A 25,290-nucleotide genomic window follows, 5' to 3' on the forward strand; every position below is an offset into this window, starting at 1 on the left:
GCAAATACACAATTTGAGGATGGAAATAACATAAGATTGCAATAGAAGAACCCCTGGCTCCGCTTCGCTGCACCCGGGCTTTACACTATCTTGTGTTTGCTATGTTTCGCTAAGGCTATAAAGCTATGGCACAAGGAGCTATTGCTATGGACTCAGCCATTTTATTTACACTTTTTGTTATTTTGGTTGCTTATATCTTTGACTTTATCAATGGGTTCCATGATGCAGCAAACTCTATAGCCACAATTGTTACTACTAAGGTTTTATCTCCAAAACAAGCAGTCATATGGGCTGCCTTTTTCAATTTCATTTCATTTTTAGTATTTAATCTCACGGTAGCAAAAACTATTGGTAGTGGTCTGATTGAGTCTGATTTTATTGATACTCATTTTATTTTAGCTACATTGATCGGCGCCATATTCTGGAATCTTGTTACTTGGTATTATGGACTTCCATCAAGCTCATCCCATGCGCTTATTGGTGGCCTAGCGGGTGCCGCAATTGCTAAAGGGGGATTTTCATCACTGAAAATGTCAGGTTTTGCTAAAGTCATTGGTGGGATTTTTATATCACCGGCAATTGGTTTATTAATTGCATTGGCAATTACTTATTTTTTTAATAAATTTTTGCGCAATAAAAAAGATACTCAATTCAAATTATTTAAAGGATTCCAATTGTGCTCCTCCGCATTGCTGAGCTTAACTCATGGTAGCAATGATGGGCAAAAAACGATGGGCATTATTTCCATAATACTATTTTCATCGGCGTGGATTGAAGGCCCTTTTTACGTCCCCTTTTGGGTGATCATTTCATGTCAGGCAGCAATTAGTCTTGGAACCTTAGCCGGAGGATGGCGAATTGTGCGGACTATGGGAACTAAAATCACCAAACTGGATCCCATGAAAGGTTCTGCTGCTGAAACTGGAGCGGCTGTTTCACTTTTTATTGCGACACAATGTGGAATTCCAGTATCAACTACATATACCGTAACGGGAGCAATTACTGGCGTAGGCTTAATAAACGGAGTAGGAGGAGCACATTGGCGCGTTATTAAAAGAATTTTCTTTTCCTGGCTCATTACCATACCTGCAGCAGCAATAATTTCAGCTGCATTGGTATTAAGTCATATCTAAGATTATCAAACAGCATATGATCAGCGACCATCACGCTTTAGTTCTTAGTAGGTCTATCTCTATTTGGTTAATTCAGTTTAGATTGAGTTTCTTCTTCTGCCTGAATGCGCTCCTGTTGGACTTCATATTTTTTCTTTTGCTCCTCAAAAATGTTAGGGCCTTGGCTTAATGACTTCTCCAGTTGCCGGGGTTCAAAAGTCAGACTCCACAAAGTCGGAGGAACTTCCGCTAATACTTTTTGTAACTCCGTGCTATCTTCTTCTGTAGCAAAAGCAATTTTAACCCTGCCATTAGCTAATTCAGTAATGATTGCTTTGGTGTTGTATAAAGCATCCTCAAGATTATTAGAACCTATATATTCACCACTCGCATGTTTTTCCAATATCTCTGCATCAAAGCCATAAGCCCCAGGATAACCTTCAAAATAAGCTGCATATTCAGGCTCTAGTATTATGATCGGTCGATTTGTGTTTTTTGGCTTAATTATGTCTTTTATTTCTACAGATGATTCCATTGCCGCTCCAAACTTTGTTTATTTAATAATCTGTGCGGCGATTATAAATTAAATTTGTCATATTTTTTAGGGAATTAGCTCAAGAAACTACATTTGTTTTTTATACTACATAGATGAGATAGCTTTTTCTCTTGTTAGAAATAGAGAGTAAGGAAGCAGAATGCTCCCCAGGACATAACACGCCATTAAATTATTTTTTTGCCAAAGCACTATTGGAATAACCAAAGATAAAATAAATCACTAATCCAATAACCATCCAAATAACAAAACGGATTATCGTCACCAGAGGTAAATGAATAATTAAATAAAAACAACTGAGCATCCCCAAAATAGGGACATAAGGCATTCCAGGGGTTCTGAACGGCCGATGCATATTGGGTTGTTTATAATGTAAAAAGAGGACGCCCGCACAGACAATAAAAAATGCAAATAGAGTGCCGACATTCACTAATTCGGCCAAAACGTGTATTGGGGCAAAAGCAGCAAGAGAAGCCATTAACACACCACATAGCAAAATAACGCGTATAGGGGTATGAGTATATTTATTGGTTTTGGAAAAAACGTTTGGCAATAGACCATCACGAGTCATTGCGAGCATAACCCGCGTAAGACCATAAAATAAAACTAACATTACAGTAGTCAATCCGGCTATTGCGCCCACACTAATAAAGCTAGCCACTGTTTTATAACCTAAAACCAATAAAGCATGGCTAATTGGCGAAGCAACATTGAGTGTGCTGTAGTGTGCTATACCCGTTAATAACCCTGCAACAATAATATATAAAATCGTACAAATAAATAATGAGCCTATTATTCCTATAGGTAAATCGCGTTGTGGATTGATCGCCTCTTCAGCAGCTGTAGATACTGCGTCAAATCCAATATAGGCAAAAAATATTAATGATGCCCCCTTAATTACACCTTCCCATCCAAAAGGCAAAAAGGGTGACCAATTAGGCGGATACACCTCCCTCGTAGCAATCACAATAAAAAGAAAAATTACGGCAAGCTTGATCATCACCATAATATTATTGACTCGGGAACTTGATTTGACCCCCCAAATTAATAATCCAGTTAAGAATGCAATAATCAGAAACGCCAGCAAATTAAAAACGCCGCCGTTCGTTGGCCCATGCAAGAGCATTTTAGGGAGGTGTATTTTTATAACCATTAGAAAATCATTGGCATAACTACTCCATCCTACAGACACTGCCGACACAGAAATAGCATACTCCAATAGCAAGTCCCAACCCACAATCCAGGCAATTAACTCTCCAAAACCTGCATAAGCATAACCATAAGCACTGCCGCATCCACCGATTGACGCAGCCAATTCAGCATAAGATAAGGCAGCAAAGACACAAGCAAATCCAGCCAAGATATAAGAAAAAACCACTGCAGGACCCGCATCTATTGCAGCTACAACCCCTGTCAAAATAAAAATACCTGCACCTATAATGGCTCCAATACCTAAAAAGGTCAGATCAAAGGCAGTAAGACATTTAACCAGATGGGATTCTCCCTCAAATGATGCATTAATCTCTTTTTTACGTAACAAGTCCATGGTATGCTCACGATGTTGAAACTTCATAGTTCTATTTTATTTATAAGCAAGAACGCTGCCAAAATAGGAAAAGTTAGCTCATAAAATTATATGTGTAGTTTAGATCCCGCATAGGTTTAAAATTAAAATGAACAAAACAACCTTACGAATGATCATTAGTGGTCTATTAATATTATTTTCTCTAAATACTTACAGTAACAGATCCTCTGTAATCTCTTCTACCCCCTCATCCAACGAAACTCAAACATCAATCGCCAATGCCTCAACACCGAATGATGCAAAGAAAAAAGACATCGTTGGGTTGAGTACAGAAGAACCCAAAGGCTGTAAATATTGGCTCCCGATATTTAGGCCTCTTTGTCATCGGCTGCATCAAACATGGACCGAAGGCAACAGAGAACTTTACTTCTCAGGTTATGCCTGGCATAACCGCTTTACTTATTCTGCTGAACGACTCCGAGAAAAAAAATACAATGAACTAGCTTGGGGTGGTGGATTTGGTAAAGGTTTTTTTGATGAAAAAGGAAATTGGCATGGTCTTTATGCTATCGCATTCCTTGAGTCCCACCGTAAGCTTGAACCAACTGTTGGATATGCTTATTTGAAAGTCGCACAATTGACGAAAAATTTTAAAGCAGGATTGGGCTTTTCCGTACTAGTTACTTCACGCCCTGATATCTTACACAGCATTCCTTTCCCAGGAGCAGTCCCATGGGCGGGTATATTTTATAAAAAACTCTCTTTAAAAGCCGCCTATATTCCTGGCTCATCAACCAATGGAAATGTGCTTTATCTGGTAGGGGCATACACATTTGATAAGTAAGTAAATTTAGCCTGTGCTGCGCCGCGCATCACCTAGGCTACATTACAACTGCTTTTTTTAAGAGAATGTGCTATGTTTTATAAAACTCTATTAGTAAGCTTTTAAAATGAAATCTTTTATTGAACAAGCACAGTTTTATGCCGACTATCATCAAAACATCCAAACACGTTATACACATATGGCAGGTGTGCCACTCATTATTTTATCGGTGATGATTCTGTTCGGTTTTGTAAAAATTATCGTTCCCGGTGTCTTTGCAACTAATCTTGCCTGTTTAATGACATTAATTGCCTTAATTTATTACTTCCGTTTAAATTGGCAACTCGCGTTGGCACTTACTCCAATTATGTTTATCCTGTTATTAATTGCAAATTGGTTCAGCCAAGATGGTCCAACGACATTAGGTCTTTGGTCATTTGTTATTTTTTTTATCGTAGGCTGGGGATTACAATTCTATGGTCATTATCTCGAAGGTAAAAGACCCGCATTTATGGATAATTTGAGCCAGGCACTTATCGCGCCATTATTTCTGATTGCAGAGTTATTTTTCATGGCCGGGTTCATGCAGTCTTTAAAAGAGCAAATCTATGGTATGGAAAAAAATGAGTAACCGTACTGGGAGTAGGCTTGAATCTTGGGGCTGTTTGATTTGAGCGCAGATTGCGCAAAATAATGCCGAGGAAACTCAGCATAAATTAATGGCTCTAAATTAAGAATATTATTTTATATATTTTCTCCCTTCCTATGTCCAGCGACTAAGCCTACATTCCTTGGTTTCTACGAACAAGTCGCGGAACGTAGGCTCCAGTAAAATAAGCTTAACTTGCCATTGGATAAATTCGTACGTGAAGCTTTCCTAGGTATTATTTTCGCGCAAGATATGCCAAATACAGCTCAGTGATAGGGCGTGAACGTTCAAAAAAATACTTTTTAATTTGGTTTGTTAACTTTCTTCCTGCTCATCAGAATAGATCGTTTTACTTTCCAAATGAATTTTACGAAAAAACTGATGAATCAGGGGTGAAAGAATAATCACCATAATTGCAATAAATGCCAAGCCGCTAAATAACGCATAACATCCTGCAAAGACTTTTCCAGGGATCGTTACCAAATTGGACGCAGGTCCCATCCCGGAAAGAATCATGGATGCATTCATGAATGAATCAACCCAGGACATATGCTCCAAAAGATGATATCCCAACATTCCGATAAAAAGCGCCAGTGCAGTCATTAAAAGCCCAAAAAAAGCATTACGGAGCATATGTTGGTAGACATTAGTAGGAGTTAATAATCTTTTTCTTCTTTCCTTTCGCTTTTTCATTCTTACTCCCTATACACTAATCCTAGGCTCAAGTACTCGCAAATTGCGGCATCATGATCTTGTAACAATGATGTATTTTTTGATTTCGCTTAAAATCTTGATCTATAGTCTGGGCACTAATATCGTGCACTGAATATTTTTCTTTAAGTTGAGCATCCAATTTAAATTGTCGGAAATTGGTAGAAAAATATAAAACCCCATTGGGATTGAGTAAACGCATGGCAGAATTAACTAAAGAAACATGATCCCGTTGAATATCTAAAGTGTCTGTCATACGTTTGGAGTTGGAAAAACTCGGGGGATCTAAAAAAATCACGTCAAATCGATCGCGAGCAACTCTCATCCATTCGCGACAATCATACTGCACAAACTGATGTCTCGATAAATCAAGATGATTTAATTTGAAATTTTCTTCAGCCCAATGCAAATAAGTATTAGACAAATCAACATTAGTGGTCAGAGCCCCGGCTAAGGCCGCATGAACGCTGGCACTGGCCGTATAACAAAAACAGTTGAGAAAGCGGGTTCCCGGTTTTAATTTACCGAAACTCAAGCGCATTAAACGATGATCCAAAAATAAACCAGTATCCAGATAATCATATAAATTCACTTTAAATTTAGCCGGACCTTCTGTGACTACCATGGTTTTTTTACTTTGTCCCAGTTTTTGGTATTGCTCGCTGCCTTTTTGTTGTTTCCGTTGCTTTACTACGAGTTTATCAGGCTCCAATCCTAATACTCGTGGAGTTACCTGCATCACCTCTAAACTTCGCTTTTCTGCTTTATGAGTGGGAATGCTCGCGGGAGCAGCATACTCCTGGAGAACTACATAATCGTTGTAAATATCAATGGCATATGCGTATTCAGGCAAGTCCGCATCATATACTCGATAACACGAAACTTGGTTATTCTTAGCCCATTTTTGTAAATGACGATAATTCTTTTCCAGTCGATTAAATAACATCTGAGCACTGTCAGATAGGTTATTACCCATGATCCCTTTAAGCTCATTAGTTGCATGAATATCCAAACAATACAGCTTACACTCCAGGGCACCGTTATATATGGTGTATTGTTTACTAGCACGCAATCCTAAAGCTTTAGCTAAAACAGGGTTAGAGGTCAAAACAGCTGCCTTCCAACCTTGATAATGCGCATGTAAAATCTTACCTAGCTGCTGGTAGAGAGGGACTAAATGCGTGGCATCACTAAGGCGTTCACCATACGGAGGGTTGCATATGACCAATCCCTTTGTTGTGGGAGCCTCAATCTCTTTCAATGCCAAGGGTTTAAAATTAACTAACGGTGCAACACCAGCATGTTCCGCATTTGCCCGGGCGATAGCAATTATTTTGTGATCTGCATCAGTTCCTAATAAAGTTACGGGTAGCGATTTAACCTGTTGCAAAGCTTCTACCCTCAATTTTTCCCATAATGAGGATTGATGTTGTGCCCAATATTGTAATGATTGATCCTGACGTAATAAACCAGGAGCAATATGCGCGGCCATCATCGCCGCTTCAATGACTAGGGTACCGGCCCCACAAAAAGGATCATGCAAAGCATAGCCTTTAGCCGCTAACTCTGGCCATTTGGCTCGCATAAGCAATGCCGCAGCGACATTTTCCTTTATAGGGGCAGCACCAGCCTTCTGACGATAACCCCTTTGATGCAAGCTATATCCAGTGAGATCAAAGCTCACTGTGACTACATCATTTTTCAAATAGGCATGAATAAGAATTTGTGGTTTTTCTTTGTCTACTGTAGGTCGTGAATGATCTAACCTACGGAAATGATCGACAATCCCATCTTTAACTACCTGTGCACCAAACATTGTATTGCGAATGTGTTCAGATGCCCCATGGAATTCTATCGCGATTGTTTTGTCATGTGAAAAAACTGTTTGCCAATGAAACTCTGTACACAGTTGATGCAGTGCCTGCTCATTACCCGCATACCCACTAAAAAGAATTAATTGCACGCGATTAGCTATTCTTGACCAGAGGCATAACTCATATATCGTCAATAAATTAGCCTCTCCGTAAACTCCTTGTGGGCTGACCCGCGTAACTGAGAGACCCAAGGACTTTAATTCCTCTTCTAATAAATATTCAAGTCCACGTGGACAGCTTACGAATAAAGAATATTTCATTCTATGATCGACCTCAAATAGCGGAATAGTGCTTTGGCAGCGCCTGTATTTTTTTCTTTCTGTTGATCATCAATTGCTTTTTTAATTAATTGCCTTAAATGTTGAACATCTTCTGGATGATAGCCTTCGATAAACGCAGTTAGTGCATCTTTACCTTCATTGATCAAGCGATCACGCCAATGCTCAACTTCATGGAATGAGGCAGTGACAGCACTTTCTTCTTCAAGCAAACGATCATAAGCGGCCAAAATTTCTTCATGTTCAGCGGCGCGCATTAATTTTCCAATTAATTGAGCTTGCCTTCTTTTTGCACCATGACTTTTAATTGATTTTGCGTCAATGATGGCTTTGTATAGATTGTCGGGAAGCGGAAGCAACTCAAGTTTGGATAAACTCAAGTCGATCAATTTTACACCCATTTTCTGCAAAAAATCGGCATCTCGTTTTTTCTGCGATTTACTGACTGGTTCATCCATAGCGTATACTGTTATTTTTAAAAATTAGCTAATCATACTATATACTTCACACGCTCACCAAATGAGCGTGTGAAGTATCGCTATTATTCTGCGGTTACAAGGGAAGCTGGTGTTGAGGCTTGTACATAATTTTTGCTGGGTCTGGAACGTAAATACGAACGTCCTACAGCAAAGAAATTATAGATCAGAATGATTAATAAAAGAAAATGCAACCAAGTAATGGTTAATTGCATAAAAATGGGGATCGTAATAAAGACGCCTAAACAACCTGAAAGACTTAGAATCATGGTTTTCTTTAAAGGGATTTTATCGTGCTTTAAGAATACCAGAGTAGTTAATGGTTGCTGCATGGCTCCCGCAGTTGTCATAATTGGGAATGCAACTACAGGCGAAATATTCATTAAAAATAATACGCCTTGAACCATCACAAATAAACCGATTCCCACTGAAGTTAAAGCACCGCAAACCACCATTGCCAGAAAGCCTATAATCAATTTCCATGAGTGCAATTCTGTTAATTCACCACCAACAGGCAATAAGCGGAATTGATGAGAAACTAACAGTAAGATAATTAAAGCGAAACAACAAACCATCGCCAAGCGAATCGCCTGCTTGCTTAAGTGACTTACAACAAAACCACCAAGTAGACCACCAACACAAGTACCCATAACTAAAGTTAGAAGCGTCGTTAAATCAACGTCAATCAAGCCCATAAAAAATAAAGATTCGATCGTTCCTGGAATCACTTGGGCGCCATTATTTACAGCAGGCATTTCATCATCACGGAACGTACCCGTCAATTTGGCCAAAGCCACATTCACAGCAAAACTACCCACGCCTAAAGTATCTGCAATAAAAGCGATGACGCCGCTGATGCTTAATTTCAAATATTGCATCAAAGATATAGGCTCAGCAGGTTGGCGAGAGAGTTTGAACACCATCACAGCAACACAAAGCAGGCTTAATATCAGGATGCTTAAAGTAATAAAAAAGATGACCATTTAAAATTTTAATCTTAAATTAAAAACTTGATAATTATATACTAATTATGTTGATCGGGAAATAACATGTAGAGCAAAAAAGATGCTTTATGAATTACCCCAAGACATAAATGGAACACATTTGGGCGATTTATCCAAAAAATTGATCGACGCTTAAACTGCAAGTAACAAAGTGAAGGACTTCCGCCCACCCAAAACAAGTAAATTCGTGTCCTGGGCAGGAAAAGATACTGATTTAATTGACCTTACAACTGGTGGTACTCACCCCTACTTGGCCAAACACCGATTTGACCATTTGCGAATCAATCTGCAAATCTTTAGCTGCATACAACACCCCGCAAGCGCCTTGAGTAAAATTCGTCGTGGGAGTCCAGTATTTGCTGTTGGCAACTATCATCGCCTGGTAGGCCTTTTTAATACCTATATTCTTAGCTAATAAATAAAATGCTTTATTGAACACGCCACTTGCTGTATGCACAATAAAGCTTTGTCTTTCTTGCGGATTAGATATATTTGACTTTGCATAAGCCACTAATTCAGGATAACTGATTGCGCAATAGGCGCCGTGACTTTGAGCTAAATTTTTATCCAAACAATCTGCAGAACTACCATCCGAAGAAGGAAAATCCATGAAGCGCAACGCTTTACCAAATGAATCACGAATAATCGTCTCGCCAATACCCCAAGTTACAGTATTGGGTTCCAGATACAGTTTATTATAAAGTTGAGGGAACTTTTCCAAAAGATAAGCACGCGATGCTTGTCCCGCCATATCAGACAAAGATTCATTAAGAGCTCCGGATTGATCATGATATTCAAGACCTGAATGTTGCTCCGTAAAACCATGCGTTACCTCATGACCTGCGACATCGAGAGAGACTAAGGGGTAAAAGTCTTCACCATCGCCAAAAGACATAAATTGACCATCCCAAAACGCATTGTCATAATGCTGACCAAAATGGACGCGCATAACAAGCTGCATGGGTGCTCCATTCGTTTGTTGCAGCGCATTGAGTCCATACCATTCTTTATACATATCTACTATAGTCTGGCCGAAATAATACGCATCGTTGGTTGGCGAAAATGCACCATTGATATTTTCTTCTGTATTTTTGCTACAAGGATATTGGAATGGAGTAATCAAAAGATCATTCCAATCCCAAGCAGATGCCAAATTAACTAATTTTACCTTTGCAGTATTCATCACACATTGGCTGCCATTTTGGGTTACTTCCAAGAACGGCAATCCATCTCGTCCATACCAATACTCATGAACTTTTTCATTGCCACCAGGGCCAGTGTCCATATAATTTTTTATGTTATTCCACTGTTTGGTTATCTCACCATTTTGTGCATCGATAATGAAAAAGGGCCACGCGGGTTTGTTATCCGTTTGGGTGGTTTTAAACGAAACCTGATAAACCAGTTTCAATTCATTATCTTGGCTTGCCCTAATTTGTAACTCACTCAACTCTTCATGAATGGGTGCTTGAGAATTAAAGCTGAACCAAGATTTTTTGGCCAAATCAATGGCCTGTTTCGAGGTCAGAGCAGGTTGGGTATTGAGCTGAATGTCGTTAAGTAAATGACCATTTACTTGTGCATCTTCTTTAGTAATCATAACTTGTGCACCAACAACTGGGATCCCTCGATATATTTGTTGATACCGCATGATCGTTTTTGAGTGCTCTTGTGTTTGACTTACTTGTTGCAAGGTATTTTTTTCTGCAGTTGGTGCTGCGGTGCGTGCACTTTTATTTGAGGGTTGTTTCACTGAAAATTGATTCAAACTACTTAATGGAGCCTTATATAAATCCACCTCAGTGGCAGCAAAGGCATCATAAGTGATAAAAGCAAGAGTAACGCTCAGAATTTTTTTTAACATAAAAATCACTCAAAAAAGTCACACTGACACCATCATGGCATGAAAATAGACAATATCCAAGTGAATTGTGCAAATATTATTTAACATGCAACCTACTCAGACAAAATAACTCTTTTTTCAAAGCACAAAAACCTCTCTATTACTCTTGCAAAAAATAGAGGCTCTGTATAAGGTGGGGCATTAGTATTATAGGCGGTTAAAAAGCCATAAATACGAAAAAGCTTTATATCACATTAAGGATAATGCATATGATGTTTACTAAAAAATGTACCGTACTTTTCCTTACTCTCTGCACTACTTTTTCTACAGCTCAAGCAGGAGTGGTAGAGCGCTACTTACAAAATAAACAAACAGAAAAAATTCCTTTAGTTGCTGAAAAAACCATTCACCTCAGCTATTTCAAACAGCTAATCGATCATAATGAACCTTCTATAGGAACCTTTTCTCAACGCTACTATATTGATGAAACCTACGGTCCAACTGATGATTCTCCCGTATTTTTTTATATTTGCGGTGAGGCGGCTTGTACTAAACGCGCACTAAATGGTGCAATCAGAAATTACGCACAAAAGTTTCATGCCAAACTCATTGCGCTAGAACATCGATACTATGGTGAGAGTTTGCCCTTCAATTCATTATCCACCCAAAATCTACGTTTCTTAACTACAGAAGCAGCTTTGGATGATTTGGCTTATTTTCAACGCCATATAAGTAACGAAAAAAACTGGACTGGGAAATGGGTCGCTTTTGGTGGTTCTTATCCGGGCTCATTATCCGCTTATTATCGGTTAAAATTCCCATATTTAGTTGTCGGCGCCTTAGCTTCATCCGCACCAGTCATGGCTAAAGAAGACTTTATTGAATACGATGCCCATGTAACTCAAGTGGCGGGACCACAATGCGCCAATCAAATGAGAGAGGCAGTCAGTACCGTGGAGGCCAGTTTAAGTGATGCAACGAAGTGGAGCCAAATGAAAGCTTTGTTTGATGCATCTGCGGTTGATGATCCTGTTGATTTTTTGTACTTGATTGCTGATACCGGTGCTGCAGCTGTACAATACGGAATGCGCGATGCGTTTTGTACCAGCTTATCTGCAAGTCCAACCCCACTTCAAGGCTATGCAGAGTTCGCTAAAAAATTATACCAAGACATGCATGTCAGCGCGGTAGAGATGACTGCGCAGGGCGCCATGAGCGAAAATCCAAGTGATTATAAAGATGGCTTGGGCATGCGTCAGTGGTACTATCAATCATGCAAAGAATACGGTTATTGGCAAAATGCCCATCCTGACGCGACTCTTTCTACGCGATCGTCATTAATTAATATGGATTACCATCATCATGTATGCCAACGCTTGTTTGGTTTATCTCAACCCGCCAACACCATAGAACTCAATAACACTTTATACGTTCCTTTAATGGATATCCTAAGCTCGAATATTTATTTTACGAATGGAGAAAACGATCCCTGGTCTACTCTTTCTTTGGCTGAAAAAAATGGAAATGCAATTAATCCTAGATTGACGTACCAATTGATCCCAGGAGCCGCCCATTGCGATGACTTGCATAGCCCATCTGCGCTTGACTCCGATGCATTAAGAGCGGCTAGAAGAACAATGGAATCGTTGTTGGTTGCGTGGCTTAAATAACCCTTATTCCCTAACCCTTCTCCCGCAAGCGGGAGAGGGGCTGGGGGTGAGGGCTTGCTTAGAATCGACCACTGCGAAAATCGTCCAAAGCTTGTATTATTTCTTCCTGAGTATTCATTACAAATGGCCCATGTCGCGTAATAGGTTCATGGAGTCTCGCCGCTGCAATCAGAATACATTGACTTGCGGTCTCACTTTTCAAAAGTAAATTATCTCCGGCGCCAAGTTTTGCCAAAGTATCGTGCTGTACTAATTGCTCACCGATGCGAACCGTACCCGAAATTACCAGCAGGATGGCCTGGTAATCGTTGGGGATATGTTGCTGCATACTCGCCCCCGGAGGCAAAATAATATCAAATAATAAAGGTTGGGTCGCAATACCTGTAATTGGCGAATTGGTTCCATTATCAGTCTTACCTGCAATAACTTTAAGTCGTGCACCAGAGTCATTTGTTTCGACTGGTAGCTGAGCGCTTTGCATTTCTTGATAGAAAGGAGCCCGCATTTTCTCTGCCGCAGGCAAATTTAACCATAACTGCAAGCCATGTAATTGGCCATTTGCTGAAGGCATTTCTGAGTGAATTATTCCTTTCCCGGCAGTCATCCATTGCACATCACCCGCCGCGATAACTCCTTTATGCCCTTTATTATCTTCATGAGTAATACTGCCATCGAGTAAATAAGTGATGGTCTCAAAACCCCGATGTGGGTGAGAGGGGAAACCCGCCATATAATCCAAGGGATCAGCGCTTTTGAAATAATCAAGTAAAAGAAGAGGCTCAAAATCATTGCTTCTCTCGATACCAATATAGCGATGTAATTTCACACCAGCCCCTTCTCGTACCAGGATACCTTTGATTAATCGCTCTACTTTAATTTCGCTCATGAATACACTCCATGTTTGCTAACAAACAACTTTAATTTCCTTCCGCTAATATAGCATAGTTCAAAATCCATGATTCGATCTTAATGATTAGTTTTCTGCTCCCAAAAGAGCCCTCTAGGACTCCTCTTCGGCACCATGAGACAACAGGATTAAGCCATTTTGTACAAAAAACCCTCTGTGCTATGCTTAACAAATAGGCAAACCAGACAAAGTTGTTTCACCAACTTGAAAATCAGGAGACCTAATCATGTGGAATAAAGCAAAGGAGCTTACAACATTCACTCCTTTAAGTTTTACAGTTTTAAGCCAGATAAACCCTGGTAAATTGGGTTTAATTTTTAGTAGCATGCCTCCCGGTCGAGAGTTAGAGAAACATCAACAGATACCTACCAAAAAGGCAAAGGAAGATCTTCATCAAATGCTTGACCGGTTGCCAAAAGAAAAGGATTTTGTTCATCGCGGGATGGCTGGTTACGATGAAGTAAAAAGTATTGTGACCCATGATAAATTTGGGGCTGGGAAATATACTAAAAGACCAGATTCTTTAGATATTGCAGAATTTGTACATAAACCCGAGAGTTGCTTATTACTTTCTACCTCACCAGACCCTTACACCGTTAGTAAATATATGGTGGGGTTTCAGCTCCTCACTGCAACAGGAGCCATTACATCAATGTGTTTACCCGGAGTATATATTCGTCCACAAACAGCACGACACATCGATGTTGAAACTTTTCGAATTTATCAAAACAAACTCGATGATGATTTGGAAGCAGGACTCCGTGCAAGCGCTGAAAATATTTTTGATCTTGCTGAGGGAAATAATGAAACAACCGTGGTCTTGGGTGCATCAAAAGAAGATGATTGGCGTCCACAATTTAATAGAGATCTCCACAGTATAATCCTTGTGAAAGGTGCTGGACGTATTTTGAGTGGCTTTACAAATGCTAATACATTAGAAACTACAACCATCATAAATCCAAATTTTTGTAAAAGGGTGATGGCAATTGAAATTTTCTCAACTTATTCTGGTAAAGGTGCACTATTTAACGATTCCCTTAAAACAATGACTAGGAGGGCCCAAGAATTAGGATTAATTGCACGCGACCAAAGAGTTTTAACAATAGATGACGCTCAAGTCCTAATGAACTCCAAGGAATATCAAGAGCTTATTGAAAAATATAAGGCCATTGGAGAAACACTAATATTGAATGGTGTTCCAAAGAATATTCCTGTTGGCTCAGAGGAAGTCGTTCAGTATGCAATTTCCTTAATTAATGAATATTCTTTAAAAGAAGAATATAGAGCAGCCAATCCATCAATGCATTTATAAATTTAAGTCTTCAGATAACAATTCTTTTCTTAGCCTCCAGTAAATTAGGTGGCTAAGAAAGGCTTTATTTTTTTACCCCAAGTATGCTGCGCCCCCATTTATTGCTTGCTTTTTGAACATCCCCCCCTCTGTGCTATGCTTAATAAAAGGACATTAAAATTAAAAATAATGATTCTTGACCAATTAACATGCGGAGGTCGAAATTATGTGGAGCAAAGCACGTCAGTTAAGCGTAAATCCATTAAGTTTTGTGCTTTTAAACCAGATAAAACCCTCTTATTTCACTCATAAGTTAGGAACTATTTTTAGCCATACTCTTCGCTATCAAGAACTTGAACATCTTGAAAAGCACGGTCATGAAAGGCATCACATATCTACTACAAAAGCCAAAGTAGATTATCAGAAGATGCTTGATAATTTACCCAAAGAAGCGGATTTCGTTCATCGTGGCATGGCAGGTCATGAAGAAGTACAAAGTATTGCATTAGAAGGGAAATTTGGCGCAGGGAAATATACTAAAAGACCCGTTTCCTTAGATATTGCTCAATTTATACATGATCCCAAGAGCTGTTTGTTGCTTTCGACCTCACCGGATCCACTCACCGTCAAAGAATACATGATAGGATTTCAGCTCATTACTGCAAAGGGAGCTATTGCATCAATGTGTTTACCTGCAGTCTATGTTCGTCCGCAAACAGTAAGACATATTGATGTTGAGTCATTTGAATATTATCAAAAGATTCTTGATGGGGCAGTAGAGTTTGGTAATCGTATACGGTCCGAAAATATTCTTGATCTTGCTCAAGGGAATAATGAAACAACCGTAGTTTTGGGTGCAACCAAAAAAGATGACTGGCGCCCTAAACTTATTACCGATCTCCATAGTTTAGTACTTGTAGAGGGCGCAGGACGCATCTGGGGTGGTTTTACAAAAGCAGACTTTGTAGAGACAACAACAATTAAAAACCCCTACTTTCGTAAAAGAATAATGTCCATAGAAATTGCATCAACTACCACCGCCGAAGGAGACGCGTTTCCAAAACAATTTGATAGAATGAATAAACGAGCACAAGAACTAGGGATAACCAAAACTGGTTTTAGAGTTTTAACTCTTGCGGACGCATCGTGTATGATGAGTTCACCTCAATATCAAGAAATTCTGGGAAAATATACAACCTCAGGCAAGACCATGGTAATGCAGGAGGTTCCCCAAGAAATTCCTGTTGGTTCGGAAGAACTCGTCGAATATGCGCGGCTAATGATCGAGGAAAATCCCGAAAAAGAAGAGTCAGAGATCCTAACCGCCGAAAAAATGGATCATAAATTTTAAGCCATGACAAAAGCCTTACTTAGCATCCAATAGATTAGGAGCTAAGCGAGTTTTACTTCATTTAATATAGATAGTCATTTAATCACTATGCTTTTTTCACGCAAGTCTGCCACCTATATTTCTAATATCCCTATTTCAATAAAGCGTCTTTCGAACAAGATCACTAACTTTCCATAGCGGCATCCCACCCCATTATCGCCTCATTTTTGAACAAAACCCACCCTATGCTATGCTTATAAAATAGACAGCTAAATTTATATTTAGCCAAAATACCCCGGAGGGCCACGTTATGTTAGGCAGAGTCGCTCGAGTTGCACCTGTTAGTCCATGCCGTCGTGTTGTTTTAAACCATTTGACAAAATCTGGCAGCATAGGAAGGATTTTTAGTCGAGATATACCCAAGGAAAGTGCGCATCATCATGTACCTATTAAACAAGCAAAAGTAGATTACCATCAAATGCTAAGCAGTTTGCCTAGAGGATTAGATATAGTTCACCGGGGCATGGCAGGCTTTGGTGAGGTAGAAAATATTGCGACCGATGGAAGATTTGGGGCTGGAAAATACACTAACAGACCTTTTTCTTTAAACATTGCTGAATTTATCCACAACCCTAAGAGTTGTGTGTTGCTTTCAACCTCACCGGATCCATACACTGTTAAAGAATACATGATAGGGTTTCAGCTCATTTCTGCGAAAGGAGCCATTGCATCGATGTGCTTACCTGCAGTGTATATTCGTCCACAAACAGCCCGACATATCGATGTAGAACAGTTCCAATATTATCAAAGTATTCTCAACGCCCAACAGACTCCTGGAGAATACACCAGAGGTGAGAATATCTTTGATCTTGCTCAGGGAAATAATGAAACCACCGCCGTTTTGGGCGCCACAAAAGAGGATGATTGGCGCCCGAAATTTGATCTGGATCTACATAGTTTAGTACTTGTACAAGGCGCTGGGCGTATTTTAAGCGGTTTTACAAAAGCAGAAACCGTAGATACTACAACCATCATGAACCCATTCTTCCGTAAAAGAATAATGTCTATAGAGATTGCCTCAACTACCTCTGCAGAAGGTTCTCTGTTTCATAAGTACTTTGACAAAATGAATAGAAGAGCACAAGAACTAGGCATGACTAAAGAAGGCTTTAGAATTTTAACCATGGCTGACGCAGTGCGCATGATGGGCTCACCTAAGTATCAAGAAGTTCTAGAAAAATATACAACCTCTGGGATGACTATGATTTTGCAGGATGTTCCCAAAGAAATTCCTATTGCCTCTGAAGAGCTCGTTGAATATGCACGACAGTTGATCGAAGACAATCCTGCTAAAGAACTAGTCTCCACCATTGCCGAGGATGCACAACATAAACTTTAAGTCATAGGAAATTCGTTCTTAGCCTCCAAAGGGGCTAAGAACATTTCATCAATATTCTGTCACTTCTTCTGTCATCACTCGAATGATTCCTGGTTCTCGTTGTTTAAAATGCTTTCGACAAGTAGAGGAATACATATCATTACCACCAATAACAACTTGCTCACCTTCAGTAATTACCTCACCTTGAGCATTTAATCGTAAAATCATGGTCGCTTTACGTCCGCAGTGACAAATGGTTTTAAGTTCAACCAACTCATCCGCCCACGCTAAAAGATATTGGCTCCCTTCAAATAATTCGCCACGAAAATCCGTACGCAATCCATAGGCAAGCACAGGAATATTTAATTGATCTGTGATTTCCGTTAATTGATGCACTTGTGCTCGTGTTAAAAATTGAGCTTCGTCAACCAAAATACACGCGTATTTTTTTTCTTGCGCTATGACCTGCTGATACAGATCATCTTCTGGATGGAAAATCAAAGCCTGTTCGGATAAGCCAATGCGAGAATAGACCATACCATGTTGATAACGATTATCTATGGCTGGCGTAAATAATAAGGTATTCATACCGCGTTCACGATAGTTATAACTTGATTGCAAGAGCACTGTACTTTTTCCAGCATTCATTGCTGCAAAATAAAAATAGAGTTTAGCCATTGGAGATCTCGGTTATTTTCAAAATCCAATCATCATACCTAAATCATTGATCACGGGTCTACTATGCAAACAAAACTCATAGAAGGATGCGATTTTAGGAGCATTTTTTGGTATAGTACAAAAAAATATTTTTTCCGGCTCACACTTACAATAAAATAAAGCAGCTTCTGAACAGTGCATGAGATAAACTATGAACTCAAAAATAAAAACCTTATTTGCAGCATTAATGTTGTTGAGCACAGCAGCCATGAGTCAGGCGGATGTTCTACTAAAAGATACTCAAGGTAATACAATTTCTTTTGCATCTCTGAAAGGAAAATGGGTGCTTATTAATTACTGGGCGGGCTGGTGTAAAACCTGTATTGATGAAATTCCTGAACTGAATCAATTTTATCGAAAACACGAAAATGACCCGATCGTATTGTTCGCCGTAAATTATGACGGGTTGCCAATACACAAGCAAAAGAGACTGATTCGCAAATTCAATATCTTATATCCGTCATTAGCTACGGATCCAGCTCTTGCATTAGGATTAGGTGATATTATTGGCGTACCTGTGACCTTCATTATCAATCCACAAGGAGAGCTCGTTAATACACTTTATGGTGGCCAAGACATTAAAACTCTAGATACTGCCCTACAAAAAGCATAATCCTCGTAACTGTAATGTTGGGGCATTTTGACCCAACAATTTAATCGATAGTAAAATAGTTACATCGTAGTCCGGATGCAGCAAAGCAAATCTAAGCTAAAAGCGGTTACAATGAGGGTGGACTGTCCACTGCAAACAACCGTTGTTTTTGCGCTTGGGTAAGGCGGATTTTCAATAACCAATCACCATCTTCATTATGGGACTCACTTAATACAGCACCCAATTCATACAGTTGCGACCGTAATCTTGCCTGGGTTGCTTTGAGTACTACATTTTCAATAAGTACCGCCCCATGCAATTGAGTACTTATGGCCTCTTTGAGCAAATCCAATCCCAAATTTGCGGCGGCAGAAATCCATACTTTACATTTCCCTTCCTGGTAATCAATTTTAGGCGTCCATCCTTCTTGTAAATCAATTTTATTGAATACGAGAATGATAGGGATATCATGTACTCCCAACTCATCTAAAACTTGTTGGACTGAAAACACATTGTCTCGCCAATGGGGATCAGAAATATCGATTACGTGTAGCAATAAATCCGCCTGTTGTGTCTCTTCTAAAGTCGCGCGAAAAGCCTCTACTAGTTGATGCGGTAAATCCCGAATGAATCCCACGGTATCGGTTAAAATCACCGAGGAAGAACCCGGCAAATTCAGCTGGCGCATGGTGGGATCTAATGTGGCGAACAATTGATCGGCCACGTAGATGCTTTCTCCGGTCAATGTATTGAATAAAGTAGATTTCCCAGCATTGGTATAACCTACTAAGGACACGGTCTGTAAAGAAGCCTTACGTCTGGCTTGGCGGTTTTGATCGCGACTACTCCGTACCTTTTCCAAACGTTTGTTAATGTATTTAATGCGTTCTCGCAATAAACGACGGTCGGTTTCTAATTGGGTTTCACCAGGGCCTCTTAATCCAATACCCCCTTTTTGCCGCTCCAAGTGAGTCCAACCCCGAATAAGGCGCGTTGATAAATGTTGTAATTGCGCCAACTCAACTTGCAGTTTCCCTTCAAACGTGCGTGCACGCTGGGCAAAAATATCAAGAATCAAACCACTTCTATCGACCACTCGACATTCAAATAAACGCTCCAGGTTTCGTTCTTGTGATGGGGATAATTCATGGTTGACTAGAACCAATTCGGCATCGAGCGCTTTAACCAGCTGTGCAATCTCTTCTGCTTTACCTTTACCAATATAATACTTGGCATCAGGGGTTGCACGCGTACCTAAAACACAATCCAATAGTTCAGCTTTGGCCGAAAGAGCTAATTCTTCAAATTCCTGCAATGCCTTATCTGCATCAACTCCCGGCAGTGCTAGTTGCACCAATACCGCTCGCTCACCACCTTGAGGACGTTCAAACACTAAGCTGTTCTCCGAAAAATATATTTTTTATTACTATGACTAGAAGATATGAACGATGTAATTATTTCTAATCTCTATAAGGAAAATAAGTTTACTATAATCTTCGTTTATAAACGACCGGCTAGCACTGATATAACTGCGAGAAAAAAATAAAATAGCTCTTTGTTATTTCTCTATACAGCAAATAAAAATATCAAGAACTGTACAAAAAAGAAATAATAAAGAACGTTATGTGGGTAAAAAATTTTTTATCAAATTTTTCAAAGATTAGTCAGATAACTGCATTTAGAATGATATCTACTTTATCATCGATGAGTAGATATCATAACGAAGTGGTGTCTTAAAGGTTTACTTAATAGGGATTATAGGCTGCTGAACTGTCTCAGGCTCTTTAGCCTCTCCTACCTCTCTCTTATACTTAGCCATCATTTCCTTCGGATCCGTATGAGACTCTACAAGCGATTCGTTTAAATTACGCACTTCTTGACCTGAGTTAGTCCGAGAGAAAAAGGTTTTTCCTTTACTAAGGCGACTTAACCCTGTAATAGTAGCAATATTTAAAGCCTCGGCCAAAGTTTCTATAATTGCGATTATCCAAGATCTTTGTTTTACATCAACCACAGACAACATCTTTTGAGAAGCATTATCTATTCTCGCCTCGAAATCTTTTTTGGACATCGGTTTGTCCTGACTATCAAAGACTGCCGCATATAAACCTTTTCGATATTCTTTCTCGGCCCCTTTAAATGACTTAGCTTTACCATCTGGTGCCTCGGTGCTCAATCGACTTCCTATTTGCTTGCAAGTTTCTTCAATTTTAAAAATGGCATTCCTAAATTTCTCGCCTTTTGTGGTGCAACTTCCTTTTGATGTTATTAATGTATCGCCCACTGCAGGGGTATGACCTCCCTTGTTTGTAATGCATGCCATAATTTGAACACCAGTAAGATGCAATGGGTTACCTTTTTGTTTGCTACGGCGATCTAATAAGGTGAAATCATTCATTTTTACTTCTTCAACTATCCCGAGGTTATGCCCTCCGTTTGCTGTGATGCACGAATTAACTTGTTCCGAAGTAAGGTGCAATGTGTTAACGCCCTGTTTTTTAATACTTTTAAGATTTTCATCAAATAATTTAAAATTAGTAATATTTACCTTTTCAGAAGCCCCATCTGGCTTAATATAATGTAAATTTTTATCTTCTCCATCACCACAATAAACATAGCTCCCTTTATACTTTGTCAGATCAGCTGGTAATTCAGGCAGAAAATGAAGGTCACATCTCGTTTTAATATAATACAATTTTCTATTTTCAACATCGTCTTTATTACAATAAATATAGCTCCCTTTATATTTTGTAAGATCAGCTGGCAATTGAGGCAGCAAATGAAGATCGCGCTCGTCGAGTCCATTTAAAAACATACTAAAGACATCTCTGCCTTTAAGAAGAGATTTGCCAGTCACTTGGTGGGTTGGGCCTAACTGAAGCGAACAAAGGGCTTCAATCATTTTGGATTTAGTTTCCAATTCTAGTTCTTTATTTCCATCAATCTCAAACAAAACTTTTCTGAAATTTTTTGCGGTAGGAGTATCCACAAGCGCCCATTGATAGGCCAACCTTTGCTCATCGTTTAATGTCAACGACATTAATATTTCCATAGCTCTGGACTTCTCACTAGTTGGGTCTAATAATCGGCTGAGTTGAGATTTAGAGAGGTCTATATTTGCATCGCGTAAAGTGATTAAACGCTTGTTCCCCAATATCTTTCTTACCCTATCGATTGAAAAATCTTCAGAGCTGAGTTCATCTCGCAGCAACTCATTAATCGAGGGACGCTCAATAAATTTAACGAATGAGGACGCTAATTGAGCATCAAAACCAAAGTGCCGGTATTTATCTAATAGCCTATACTTGCTTAGTTTTTCTGCTAACTCAATCAGGTTTTTACGTTGTTTTTTAGATGTAATTTCATTAATATGTTTAAGATTTTTATCTGTTAGTGTATCAATCGAGCTAGGGAATTGTTCATTTAAATTCTTTAGTTGTGATTCTTCAAGTTGTATATTCAGAAGTTGGTCTTCAGTTTTGTTATAGTATAAAAACTGATTATCCTTAGTGATTATATAACTAGAACTCTTATATGCTCGAAGCTCATCAGGCGCAGGAGTTTTATCTACTCTTTTTAGACCACATACTTGATCTTTATTTACCCTCATTAGAGGGAGGTCATTGACAATAGATAGAAAACTTTTCTCTTCAATAGCTAGTCTATATGCATCTGCTCCTGCATCAAGTGCATCAAGTGTTTTATAAGCTGCTTTAACTTTAGAAAGTAATTCCTTATTTTGATAATTTTTAGATAAAAAATCTACCATATTGTCTCTACTGGAATTAGATTTAGGAGTATCCTGCAGAAACTTAATTATTAAACTGAATTCTTGAAGTTCAATTTTAGGTTGTTTAAATAAAACTTCAATGGCCATAGAGGTGATTGCTGGAGAGGGACTTTTTCTATCCAGCCAATTTAACAGCTTCATCACATTCGGGCTTGAATCCTTTACAAGGTTCTGAAAATATTCAGCAGGCTTACCGCTATAAGCAATGAGTCTTAATATGCCCAGTCCTGGAGCTAATTCAGGTACAGCTAACATCTCTTTTAATAATTTTTCGTTCTCAGCACCAAATGTATGAATCAAATTCAGAAAGCTATTACTATCACTATCTTTAAATTCATCAAAAGATCCCAGAACCCCTAATTTATCTAGATCTATAGCCAATTGATATAAAGCTTTTTCTCTCTTGGCCAGTTCCCCTTCAATTTCTTTAGTAACCGGCTGCGGTTTCTTGGCCAGTTCATCTTTAGTTTTTTTAGTAATCGTATGCAGTTTCTTGGCCAGTTCATTTTTTGGAATTAGGATTTTAGTTACCTGCTCCTCAGTAACTCCGATATTTGCAGCGACTAATGTCTTCAATAAGGAGTTATCTAATATCGGTTTACAGGCTTCGGCAACATTATCAGCGTCTAGTTTTTGAGCCAAAATACCTTTTAATACATTATTTTTTACAAGTTTATTAAATGAACGTACCCATTCTAAATTGGTAGATATTTGGGAAAATGCTGACAAATGCCCTAATTCAAACAAATTTTTTGCCAATTCACATTTGTCTCTGGCATCCTTTTTAACTTCTTTTACATCTTTTACATCTTTTACATCTAAAGCAGCAACTATCTTTCTAAACTCTTCGGATTTTAGAACTAACTCCTCATATGATTTAGAATCCGATATCTCTAGCTCAACTAGTTTTGCTAAAGTTTTTTGAACAGCAGAAACGTCTACGGAAGTAATTATCTCTCTAAACTTTTGAGAGCTTAGAGCCAATTCATATAATTCGGAATTTGATATCTTTAGCTCGACTAATCTCGCCAGAGCTTCTTGAGCTGACTTTAATACTTTCTCATTGTCTATATTTTCAGATAAAAAGCCAAGCAATAATTCTGGTTTAATCTTTTCAATTCCGGGGGTTTTATTTAAAAAACCAATTAGCTTTTTGAGCTTGCATAATTGAAACACGCGGCTTGGATCCAAACCTAGATCTTCGATGTTTGGAATAACATCCTTTAAAAATGAAAATGGACGACCTATTACCTCTCTATTTATTTCTCTATCTGGATACGTTAATAAAAATTGAGTAGTTAATGTCAAAACCATCTCATTTTTAGGTTTATTGGCTGCTTGTACTTTAGAAATAAATTGACTCAGCCCCATCAATTGGTCGATGAGCTGTGCTAGATGCTCCGAATTTTCGAGCAACCTCATCAGCCCAGCAGAGTTCTTACTTTTTTGAATTAAATCATGGATTGAGCGTAAACGATCTAACTTTCCATCTTGTAAAATTTGCTTCAATATTTTATGGTTTTGCTCATTACCTGCCAGTTTATTAAAAAATCTAAAGTAGTCTTCATTTTTTTCAGGAGCACCTACAAACTTCTCGAATTTATCTAGGCAACCTAATTGATATAAATTATGCGTTAATATAAGTAGCTCTTTTTTAATTTTCGGGCGTGTCTTCAATGATTCATTACCTAAGATGATTGCTAGTTTTTTTGATAATTCGCTATTTTCATCCAAGCAAGCTTTAATTACATCTTTACTCAATTTTTTGTGCTCTATTGAGTAAAACAATTCGATTATAAAAGGATTTTTAATTATATCTTCAGCTCTATCTTGCAGAAGCTTCATCCATTCTGCATCGTCATCGAATGGTTCATCTCGAACTATGCGTCCAGTAAATAATTCATGAAGTAACTCAGCATTTTTCTTAATTGTGCCATCAGCATTCAAAATGCTACTAATTATTTCTCCTACGGGTGAATCAGCGAGAACTTTCATTGTATTCACTGCATTTGGGAATGATTGGTAGTCAACTGTTTCAACTTTTTCCAAACCATCTACCATAAAAGCCCTCGGGTCCACTGAAGACAAGATGTGAACCTGGTGTTGATCTTTTGGTAGATGAACATTTCTGGTTACGATAATTAGCCATTGCTCAGGTTTATCTTTTCGATAATAAAAGGAAATACCTGCTGGTACTCCTTGAGAGTCAAGATAAGCACCTCGTGCATCATCTGCATTTCTAAAAGCTGTCTCGACATAATCCTCTGGATCATTCTCATCATAGAAAGGAATTGGCCCCAATATAAACTTTAAACCGGAGCCTTCCATATCCCCCTGCATATAATAGTCGCTAATTTGCTTCGCATCTGCAGACTCAGGTTGAGTTAAATGAGAAAAACCTCCGTTTAATGTTATCAATCTCTTAAGTTGGTCATTAGTAAGCAATAATAGGGTTTTAGTCTCTTCTTTGGTTTTATTGTATTCCCCGATCGCCTTATCAAATTGATTGAAATCAATAATAACTACATTTTCAGCAATCCCATCTGAATTTATATAATAAAGATTTTTACTGTCCTCAGTATTGCAATATATATAGCTCTCTTTATATTCTGTCACATCGGAAGGCAACCCAGACATCAAATGAAGGGGGGGATCAGGTAAAAAATATTGCTCAAGTTTTTTCTTTAACCCGGGTGTATGAAACGTTGGGACTCGTCCATATATATCTTTTTGAATTTCACCAGTACCTATATCCTTTCTTATGTTT

19 protein-coding genes are annotated in these 25,290 nt (G+C 38.7%); 8 read left to right on the plus strand and 11 right to left on the minus strand.

Translation table 11 applies throughout. The features are described from left to right. Positions 1–146 precede the first annotated feature (146 nt). On the plus strand, positions 147–1,133 hold the full coding sequence (locus tag ACWTEW_RS29045; protein ID WP_454781501.1) for an inorganic phosphate transporter: 987 nt from the start codon (positions 147–149) through the stop codon (positions 1,131–1,133). A gap of 67 nt (positions 1,134–1,200) precedes the next feature. Here ACWTEW_RS29045 and ACWTEW_RS29050 read toward each other — a convergent pair whose 3' ends face one another. Beyond that, positions 1,201–1,647 (minus strand): hypothetical protein, encoded by a 447-nt coding sequence (locus ACWTEW_RS29050; RefSeq protein ID WP_454781502.1) that lies wholly within the window; start codon positions 1,645–1,647, stop codon positions 1,201–1,203. A gap of 190 nt (positions 1,648–1,837) precedes the next feature. Next, positions 1,838–3,211 (minus strand): amino acid permease, encoded by a 1,374-nt coding sequence (locus ACWTEW_RS29055; protein WP_454781503.1) that lies wholly within the window; start codon positions 3,209–3,211, stop codon positions 1,838–1,840. Between the two features lie 127 nt (positions 3,212–3,338). Here ACWTEW_RS29055 and pagP point away from each other — a divergent pair, with 127 nt between their 5' ends. Then, positions 3,339–4,034: a lipid IV(A) palmitoyltransferase PagP gene (gene pagP, locus ACWTEW_RS29060; protein ID WP_454781504.1), complete on the plus strand. Its 696-nt coding sequence runs from the start codon at positions 3,339–3,341 to the stop codon at positions 4,032–4,034. A 106-nt stretch (positions 4,035–4,140) separates the two neighbouring features. Next, on the plus strand, positions 4,141–4,644 hold the full coding sequence (locus ACWTEW_RS29065) for an Mpo1 family 2-hydroxy fatty acid dioxygenase (RefSeq protein ID WP_454781505.1): 504 nt from the start codon (positions 4,141–4,143) through the stop codon (positions 4,642–4,644). A gap of 333 nt (positions 4,645–4,977) precedes the next feature. Here the strand turns inward: ACWTEW_RS29065 and ACWTEW_RS29070 are convergent, their stop codons facing one another. From ACWTEW_RS29070 to ACWTEW_RS29090, 5 genes are all read right to left on the minus strand, one after another. Then, a complete protein-coding gene (locus tag ACWTEW_RS29070) occupies positions 4,978–5,355 on the minus strand; it encodes a hypothetical protein (protein ID WP_454781506.1) in 378 nt (125 codons plus the stop codon). A gap of 28 nt (positions 5,356–5,383) precedes the next feature. Next, positions 5,384–7,507, minus strand: a complete 2,124-nt coding sequence (gene rlmKL / locus ACWTEW_RS29075) for a bifunctional 23S rRNA (guanine(2069)-N(7))-methyltransferase RlmK/23S rRNA (guanine(2445)-N(2))-methyltransferase RlmL (RefSeq protein ID WP_454781507.1) — start codon at positions 7,505–7,507, stop codon at positions 5,384–5,386. Further along, on the minus strand, positions 7,504–7,983 hold the full coding sequence (gene yjgA, locus ACWTEW_RS29080; protein ID WP_454781508.1) for a ribosome biogenesis factor YjgA: 480 nt from the start codon (positions 7,981–7,983) through the stop codon (positions 7,504–7,506). Before yjgA ends, rlmKL begins: the two co-directional genes overlap by 4 nt. An 83-nt stretch (positions 7,984–8,066) precedes the next feature. After that, positions 8,067–8,984 (minus strand): sulfite exporter TauE/SafE family protein, encoded by a 918-nt coding sequence (locus tag ACWTEW_RS29085; RefSeq protein WP_454781509.1) that lies wholly within the window; start codon positions 8,982–8,984, stop codon positions 8,067–8,069. A 235-nt stretch (positions 8,985–9,219) separates the two neighbouring features. Continuing rightward, a complete protein-coding gene (locus ACWTEW_RS29090) occupies positions 9,220–10,869 on the minus strand; it encodes a M4 family metallopeptidase (RefSeq protein WP_454781510.1) in 1,650 nt (549 codons plus the stop codon). 248 nt (positions 10,870–11,117) lie between these two features. Between ACWTEW_RS29090 and ACWTEW_RS29095 the strand changes: the two genes are divergently transcribed. Further along, positions 11,118–12,518 carry a S28 family serine protease gene (locus ACWTEW_RS29095; RefSeq protein ID WP_454781511.1) on the plus strand — a complete coding sequence of 467 codons (1,401 nt, stop codon included), beginning with the start codon at positions 11,118–11,120 and terminating at the stop codon, positions 12,516–12,518. 58 nt (positions 12,519–12,576) lie between these two features. Here ACWTEW_RS29095 and ACWTEW_RS29100 read toward each other — a convergent pair whose 3' ends face one another. Further along, positions 12,577–13,404 carry a pirin family protein gene (locus ACWTEW_RS29100; RefSeq protein WP_454781512.1) on the minus strand — a complete coding sequence of 276 codons (828 nt, stop codon included), beginning with the start codon at positions 13,402–13,404 and terminating at the stop codon, positions 12,577–12,579. Positions 13,405–13,651: 247 nt separating this feature from the next. Between ACWTEW_RS29100 and ACWTEW_RS29105 the strand changes: the two genes are divergently transcribed. The 3 genes from ACWTEW_RS29105 (at position 13,652) to ACWTEW_RS29115 (ending at position 17,445) form a co-directional block, all read left to right on the plus strand. Further along, entirely contained in the window at positions 13,652–14,737 is a 1,086-nt protein-coding gene (locus tag ACWTEW_RS29105) for a hypothetical protein (RefSeq protein ID WP_454781513.1), read from the plus strand. A gap of 205 nt (positions 14,738–14,942) precedes the next feature. Beyond that, the gene (locus ACWTEW_RS29110) at positions 14,943–16,067 is read left to right on the plus strand and encodes a hypothetical protein (protein WP_454781514.1); all 1,125 of its coding nucleotides are present in this window, start codon (positions 14,943–14,945) and stop codon (positions 16,065–16,067) included. A gap of 289 nt (positions 16,068–16,356) precedes the next feature. Continuing rightward, positions 16,357–17,445 carry a hypothetical protein gene (locus ACWTEW_RS29115; RefSeq protein WP_454781515.1) on the plus strand — a complete coding sequence of 363 codons (1,089 nt, stop codon included), beginning with the start codon at positions 16,357–16,359 and terminating at the stop codon, positions 17,443–17,445. A gap of 48 nt (positions 17,446–17,493) precedes the next feature. Here ACWTEW_RS29115 and ACWTEW_RS29120 read toward each other — a convergent pair whose 3' ends face one another. Then, entirely contained in the window at positions 17,494–18,102 is a 609-nt protein-coding gene (locus tag ACWTEW_RS29120; RefSeq protein ID WP_454781516.1) for a thymidine kinase, read from the minus strand. Between the two features lie 190 nt (positions 18,103–18,292). Between ACWTEW_RS29120 and ACWTEW_RS29125 the strand changes: the two genes are divergently transcribed. After that, the gene (locus ACWTEW_RS29125) at positions 18,293–18,754 is read left to right on the plus strand and encodes a TlpA disulfide reductase family protein (protein ID WP_454781517.1); all 462 of its coding nucleotides are present in this window, start codon (positions 18,293–18,295) and stop codon (positions 18,752–18,754) included. Between the two features lie 106 nt (positions 18,755–18,860). Here the strand turns inward: ACWTEW_RS29125 and hflX are convergent, their stop codons facing one another. Then, entirely contained in the window at positions 18,861–20,126 is a 1,266-nt protein-coding gene (gene hflX / locus ACWTEW_RS29130; protein WP_454781518.1) for a ribosome rescue GTPase HflX, read from the minus strand. A 348-nt stretch (positions 20,127–20,474) separates the two neighbouring features. Beyond that, positions 20,475–25,139 carry a hypothetical protein gene (locus ACWTEW_RS29135; protein WP_454781519.1) on the minus strand — a complete coding sequence of 1,555 codons (4,665 nt, stop codon included), beginning with the start codon at positions 25,137–25,139 and terminating at the stop codon, positions 20,475–20,477. Between the last annotated feature and the right edge of the window lie 151 nt (positions 25,140–25,290).

This window comes from Legionella stuttgartensis (assembly GCF_977063405.2).